This window comes from Streptomyces regalis (assembly GCF_001509475.1).
Classification (GTDB): Bacteria; Actinomycetota; Actinomycetes; order Streptomycetales; family Streptomycetaceae; genus Streptomyces; species Streptomyces regalis.
Genome location: NZ_LLZG01000137.1, coordinates 1 through 5879 on the forward strand (window position 1 = coordinate 1; position 5879 = coordinate 5879).

The 5879-nt window shown below is 70.4% G+C and carries 8 protein-coding genes; 5 read left to right on the forward strand and 3 right to left on the reverse strand.

The window, feature by feature from the left end; all coding sequences use genetic code 11:
* The 3 genes from ADL12_RS19050 to ADL12_RS19060 all read left to right on the forward strand — a co-directional run.
* Positions 1–601, forward strand: a 601-nt coding sequence (locus ADL12_RS19050) for a PEP-utilizing enzyme (RefSeq protein ID WP_244187943.1), incomplete at its 5' end; no start/stop codon positions are given.
* Entirely contained in the window at positions 598–1512 is a 915-nt protein-coding gene (locus tag ADL12_RS19055; protein WP_062703871.1) for a hypothetical protein, read from the forward strand. The genes ADL12_RS19050 and ADL12_RS19055, both read left to right, overlap by 4 nt.
* Positions 1513–1649: 137 nt before the next feature.
* Positions 1650–2354 carry a protein-tyrosine phosphatase family protein gene (locus ADL12_RS19060; RefSeq protein WP_062703872.1) on the forward strand — a complete coding sequence of 235 codons (705 nt, stop codon included), beginning with the start codon at positions 1650–1652 and terminating at the stop codon, positions 2352–2354.
* A 60-nt stretch (positions 2355–2414) separates the two neighbouring features.
* On the opposite strand, the gene ADL12_RS19065 is transcribed toward ADL12_RS19060, so the two are convergent.
* The 3 genes from ADL12_RS19065 to ADL12_RS19075 form a co-directional block, all read right to left on the reverse strand.
* Complete coding sequence (locus ADL12_RS19065) at positions 2415–3203, reverse strand: SAM-dependent methyltransferase (protein WP_062703873.1); 789 nt, start codon at positions 3201–3203, stop codon at positions 2415–2417.
* A gap of 94 nt (positions 3204–3297) precedes the next feature.
* Positions 3298–3552 carry a DUF397 domain-containing protein gene (locus ADL12_RS19070; protein ID WP_062703874.1) on the reverse strand — a complete coding sequence of 85 codons (255 nt, stop codon included), beginning with the start codon at positions 3550–3552 and terminating at the stop codon, positions 3298–3300.
* Entirely contained in the window at positions 3553–4413 is an 861-nt protein-coding gene (locus ADL12_RS19075) for a helix-turn-helix domain-containing protein (protein ID WP_062703875.1), read from the reverse strand.
* A 231-nt stretch (positions 4414–4644) separates the two neighbouring features.
* On the opposite strand from ADL12_RS19075, the gene ADL12_RS19080 reads away from it, so the two are divergent.
* Both ADL12_RS19080 and ADL12_RS56510 read left to right on the forward strand, forming a co-directional pair.
* Complete coding sequence (locus ADL12_RS19080; RefSeq protein ID WP_062703876.1) at positions 4645–5301, forward strand: ATP-binding protein; 657 nt, start codon at positions 4645–4647, stop codon at positions 5299–5301.
* Entirely contained in the window at positions 5292–5726 is a 435-nt protein-coding gene (locus ADL12_RS56510; RefSeq protein ID WP_062703877.1) for a hypothetical protein, read from the forward strand. The genes ADL12_RS19080 and ADL12_RS56510 overlap by 10 nt, the downstream gene beginning before the upstream one ends.
* Positions 5727–5879: the final 153 nt, after the last annotated feature.

A 5879-nucleotide genomic window follows, 5' to 3' on the forward strand; every position in this document is an offset into this window, starting at 1 on the left:
CCCGCGTTCCCCCTCCCTCACCGCCCTCCCACCCCGCGAAGCCCTCCGCCTCCGCATCCGCTGGGTGCAGGAACTGCAGGTGCGGCTTGTGCGGGAGGTGGCTCGGCGGCTGGGGATCGCAGTGGAGCGTGTCGGGCTGTTGCGGTGGGGGGAGCTGGCCACTGTGCTGGACGGTGGGGCCCTGCCCGGCGACCTCCACGCGCGCGTGCCGCGGGCCGAGTCGCCGCCGTTGCCGGACGCCTTCCGGCTCACGGACGGTCAGGTCGTCGTCGCCGAGCGGGGAGGCGGACGGCGCGACGGTGTGCGGGGCGTGTCCGCGGGGCGCGTCGTCGGGACCGTGTGGGACGGCACGGGCCCGCGGCCGGCGGACGCCGTGCTGGTCGTGCGCACCCTGGACCCCGGGCTCGCCCCGTTGCTTCCCGGCCTCACCGGGCTGGTCGCCCAGACCGGCAGCCCGTTGTCCCATCTGGCCGTCCTGGCAAGGGAGTTCGGACTCCCCGCGGTCGTCGGCGCCACCGACGCCGTACGCCGCTTCCCGCCCGGCTCCCGACTCACCGTCGACGGGACGGCAGGTGACGTACGACTGGGGGACACGCCATGAGGAAGATCACGTACGTCTTCGGAGCGCTGGTCGCCGCCGGCGCGGGCACCTACCTCGTCGTCTATCTGTACCGGTGGCAGTGGCAGCGGGCGATGATCTGCGGAGTGCTGCTGCTGGTCGTCGAGGTGATGCTGTTCGGCCTGGCGACGCTGGGGCGGCTGAACGGGCTGGAGGAGCGGCTGCGCGACACCGACCGGCGGCAGCGGGAGCTGGACGCCCGCCAGGAGGACATCCTGACGCGGCTGCGCGAGCCGGCCGTGGCGCACGAGGAGAGGCGGTTCCGGTGGCTGGAGGACCCAGCGGACCGGACGTACGTCTTCGTGCCGGTCCTCATGGTCGCCGGCGTACTGCTGTCCGGGCTCGCCTGGGTGGTGCAGAAGGTCGCGACGGCCACGGCGAGACCCGCCGAGCGCCGCCTGGCCGGACGGCTGGCCGTGCTCGCCGCGCCCGACCCGGCGGCCCCCGGAGATCTGGACGACCTGCCACCGCTGGGCGGCGGGCCCGGGGGCCGTACCGCACGTCTCGCCACCGTCACCGTCGTCGGCGCCGCCCTGCTCGCCGCGCTGATCGTGGGGCTCGCCGACCTCACCCAGACCCGGAAGGAAGAGGCCAACGAGAACGAGGCCACCTCCGTGGTCGTCCAGATCGAGCTGCGGGGCACGGACATGTCGTCCGACGGAAAGGCTCTGGCCGCCCAGCAGATCTGGGAGAGCTGCCGGCACTCCACGGCCGCACCGCTGCGGCACGCCTCGCTGGGCGACCTGGGAGACGGCACGTTCGCCGGAGTCGTGCGGCCCGCCCTCACCGAGCACGACCTCATGCGGCTGCGCGGCTGCCTGGAGGACGCGCCCCTGGAGCGCGCCCACCTCACGGTGGTCGGTGTCGGCGACGCGGAGGCGGTCGAAGGCTGACCGTGCCGCTTACCCCGCGCGCCGAGCAACTAAACATGACAAATGAGACTAATGGCACAGAAACGGACGTATCACCCAGTTGATCACATAACCCGGGTTACGATTCCACCCTCGTCCCCTAGTCCCCCGGGTCTCCCATGGCTGTCCTCACCGCAACCCTGCCCACCGCTGCTCTCCGCAAGCGCCCGCTGTCCAGGCGCGCACTGCGGATCCTCCTCGGCATCGTCATCGGCTACATCGCCCTGTGGGCCGCCGGCGCCGGCAGCATCCTGGGCATGTCGTACCTGGCCCGCGAGGAGACTCCGGCACCTGCCGGCACGCGCTCCGTCCAGGGCGTGAACCACTTCCAGCCCGTGGACACCGACGGTCGACTGTGGCGCGGCTCCGCCCCTTCCCCGGCCGGTTACCGGGCGCTGGCGAGCATGGGCATCACCACCGTCGTCGACCTGCGCGCCGAGGACCTGAGCGCGGCCGAGCTGGCCGAACCGGGTGACGCCGGGCTGAAGGCCGTGCGCATGCCGATCCGCGACGGTCAGACGCCGTCGCCCCAGCAGGTACAGCACTTCCTCGACACCGTCGCCTCGGCGTCCGGCCCGGTGTTCGTCCACTGCGGCGCGGGTGTCGGCCGTACGGGCGCGATGGTCGCGGCGTACCTCGTGAAGACCGGTGAGGAGTCGCCGTCGCAGGCGGTCCGGCGCAACCTCGCGGTCGGACCGCCCTCGATCGAGCAGATCTACTACGGGCTGAACCTCAGCCCGGCCAAGGTGGAGCAGCCCCCGCTGCCGGTGGTGGTCCTCAGCCGCCTGGTGGACGCTCCGCGGCGCATGATGTCGTACCTGTAGGTCACACCTGTAGGTCACACCTCTAAGTCGCACCTGCAGGCCGTACCCGTAAGGGACGAACTACGGCTTGCGCCCCACTGCCCCGTACCCGGGGATGACCCCGTCATCCTGTCCGGGTACGGGCTCACCCAGTTCGGGGTGCCAGTGGTGCGGTACCGCGACGCCGGGCTCGACGAGTTCGAGGCCGTCGAAGAAGCGGGTGAACTCCTCGCGGGAGCGCAGGGCCAGCGTGACGCCGGCCGCCTTGAGTTTCTCGGTCGCCGCCTTCGACTCCTCGGGAGTGAAGTCGGCGGTCGCGTGGGTCATCACCAGGTAGCTGCCGGAGGGGAGTTCGGACAGCAGCCGGCCGACCAGTTCGTGCGCGCCGTCCTCGTCGGGGACGAAGTGCAGCAGCGCGACGAGAGAAAGAGCCACCGGGCGGCTGAAGTCCAGGGCCTTCTTCGCCCCCTCGACGATGGCACCGGGGTTGCGCACATCGGCTTGCAGGTACTCGGTCGCGCCTTCGTCCGTGCCGCGCAGCAGGGCCGCCGCGTGAGCCAGCACGATGGGGTCGTTGTCGCAGTAGACGACGCGCGCGTCGGGGGCGATCTGCTGGGCGATCTGATGGAGGTTCGGCTCGGTCGGGATTCCGGTGCCGATGTCCAGGAACTGGCGTACGCCGTTCTTGGCGAGCCAGCGGGTGGCGCGGTGCATGAACGCGCGGTTGACCCGCGCCATCACCGGGACGCGCGGGTCGAGGGCGAGCATCTGCTTCCCCATGGCCTCGTCGACGGGGTAGTTGTCCTTGCCGCCGAGATACCAGTCGTACATCCGCGCGGGATGCGGCTTGCTGGTGTCGATCTCGTTCATGAGGCACTCCGTAAGACGCAAAGGGTTATCAACTAAGCACCAAGTAAAGGAAGTTGTGCGAGAGACAGGGCAGTGGCTCAAGTGGCTCAAGTGCTCAGGAAAGGAGGAAGTCCGCCTCCCCAGCCTTGGCCCCCTCGATGAACGCCGTCATCTCGTCCGTGGTGTAGATCAGCGCCGGCCCGTCCGGGTCGGTCGACTGACGGACGGCGATCCGGCCGTCGGCGAGCTTCATCGCCTCCAGGCAGTTGCCGCCGTTGCCGCCGCTCCACGGCTTGTGCCAGCCCTCGCTGCCCAAGTCCCGCGCGGGCATGCCGTTGTAGACGTGTATGCGCGGCTTGATGCGATCCATTCACAGCTCCTTGCGGAGATCCCGGAGGATCCCCTTCGTGCGATGTGCCGTTGCGGCCTGCGCCGCCATGCGGTCCATGACCTCGAGATGGGTCGCCACCTCGGTGCGCGCGTCGAGATAGACGGCGCCGGTCAGGTGCTCGCTGTAGACCATGTCCGGCAGTTCTGACATGGCAAATCGGAACAGCACGAAGGGCCCGTACGTGCCGGGGTGCGGCCCGTTCGCGAACGGGGCCACCTGCAGCGTCACGTTGGGCAGCTTCGTGACCTCGAGCAGCCGGTCGATCTGGGCACGCATCACCTCCGGGCCGCCGACCTGGCGGCGCAGCACGGTCTCGTCCATCACGACCCACAGGCGGGGTGCGTCCTCGCGGGTGAGCAGTTGCTGACGTTGTATGCGCAGGGCGACATGGCGCTCGATGTCGTCGGGGCTGGTCTGGCCGATGGCGCCCGACGTCAGCACTCCGCGCGCGTAGTCCTCGGTCTGCAACAGGCCGGGCACGAAGTGGGGTTCGTACGACCTGATGAGCGCGGCGGCGCCCTCCAGGCTGACGTACATCGAGAACCAGCCGGGCAGGATGTCGTGGAACCGCTGCCACCAGCCGGGTTTGTTGGCCTCCTCGGCCAGTTGCACAAAGCCGTCGGCTTCCTCGTCGGAGATGCCGTAGGCCTTCAGGAGCAGTTGGAGGTACGGGATCTTGAGCGCGACCTCGGCCATCTCCATACGGCGGACCGTGGCGGGGGCGACGCGGAGGATGCGGGCGGCCTCCTCACGCTTGAGCCCGGCGCGTTCCCGCAGGTCCAGCAGGCGTCGGCCGAGGACGACCTGACCGACCGTCGGCGCGGACCGCGGCTCGCTCACGCTCCACCTCCACGAATGAGTCCCGACAGGCCGATTGGATCCCGACAGGCCGACGGCGCCATTCGAAGACCTGTTTCGAAGACCCCGGGCAGAACCGGCGGATCTTCGGTGATCCCAACTGGCGCCGTTCGACATGCTGTTGCGAGCAGTGTGCCACGGCCTTCCACCGCGTCACACGGCACTCTGCATTTTTCAGAGTGACACTTGCCAAGTGTTCACGGCGGGGCGATAGTGGCAAGCGTGATTCCGTCCCCGCCCTTAGGAACAGACGCCGCCGCGGCCCCCCACGGCCTCGGCGCCGCCCCGGGAGTCGGCCCCCAGCGGGGCGCCGCTGCGGAGCGCCGGTTCCGTTTCGAACTGGCCGCGCATCCGGGTTCTCCCGCGCAGGCCAGACGCCTGACCCGGGCTCGGCTGAACGGCTGGGCGGTGTGCGAGGACACCTGCGACACGGCGGCTCTGGTCGTGTCCGAGCTGGTCACCAACGCGATCGTGCACACCGCGAGCGAGCACATCGTCTGTGAGCTGCACGACGGTGGCGAGCTGGTGCGCATAGCCGTGCGCGACGAAGGATGCGCGCCGGGTGAGCCCCATCCGTTGGCGGCGAGGCCCGAGGAGGAGCACGGGAGGGGACTGCTTCTCATCGACGCCCTCTGCCACACGTGGGGGACCCGGGAGCAGGGCTCCGGGCTGGTCGTCTGGGCGGATCTGCGGCGCGCGGCCGGGTTCCCGGAGACCTCGCGGTTCCCGGACACCTCCCGTGTCGACACCGGGCCGCGCAATGACCTCGGGTGGGGGTCCCGGCCCAAGCCCGGTCCGTCCGGAGGTTCGGGCGACGAGGACGAGGCGCAGGCGCGGCACGGTGGGGGAACGGGGCCCGCATGGCTGTGAGCGGCGCGTCCGGCGGCGGTCAGGTGCTGAGCCTGGACTCGCTGGTCCGGCTCCGCCGCGGTCTGCGCTCCGCTGCGGTTCCTCGACGGCTGCCCGTTCCTGACGGTATGACGGCGCCGTTGGGCTGTGACGCGGTGGCGGTTCCCACGCGTTTCGGGCCTCTGATCATGCCCCGGCTGCCTCGTGTGGGGTGCGTGTACGCCGATGAGACGCACTGGTGGTGGATCGTGCCGTCCGACTCCGACTACGCGCTGGAGTGGCCGGCGGGTGTGCGGTACGTGACGGGGGCGGTTGTGCTGGACACTCCTCAGCTGATTCATCGGCCGGACGGGACGGTGCCTTATACGCCGCCGATTCCGTTGTATTTGGCGTTGTGTCGGGTTACGGGGACTACGCCCACCTGGTCGCGACAGATCAGCGCGTGAGGCTCCGCCGGTAGGGCGGTTTCTCTCGCCCCCGCCGCCCCTACCCGTCCCATCCCCCAGGGGCTCCGCCCCTTCGACCCCGCCTCCTGGGGGCCTGCGGCCCCCAGACCCCCGCTTCGGCCCTGAACGGGCCTCGTCCTCAAACGCCGGACG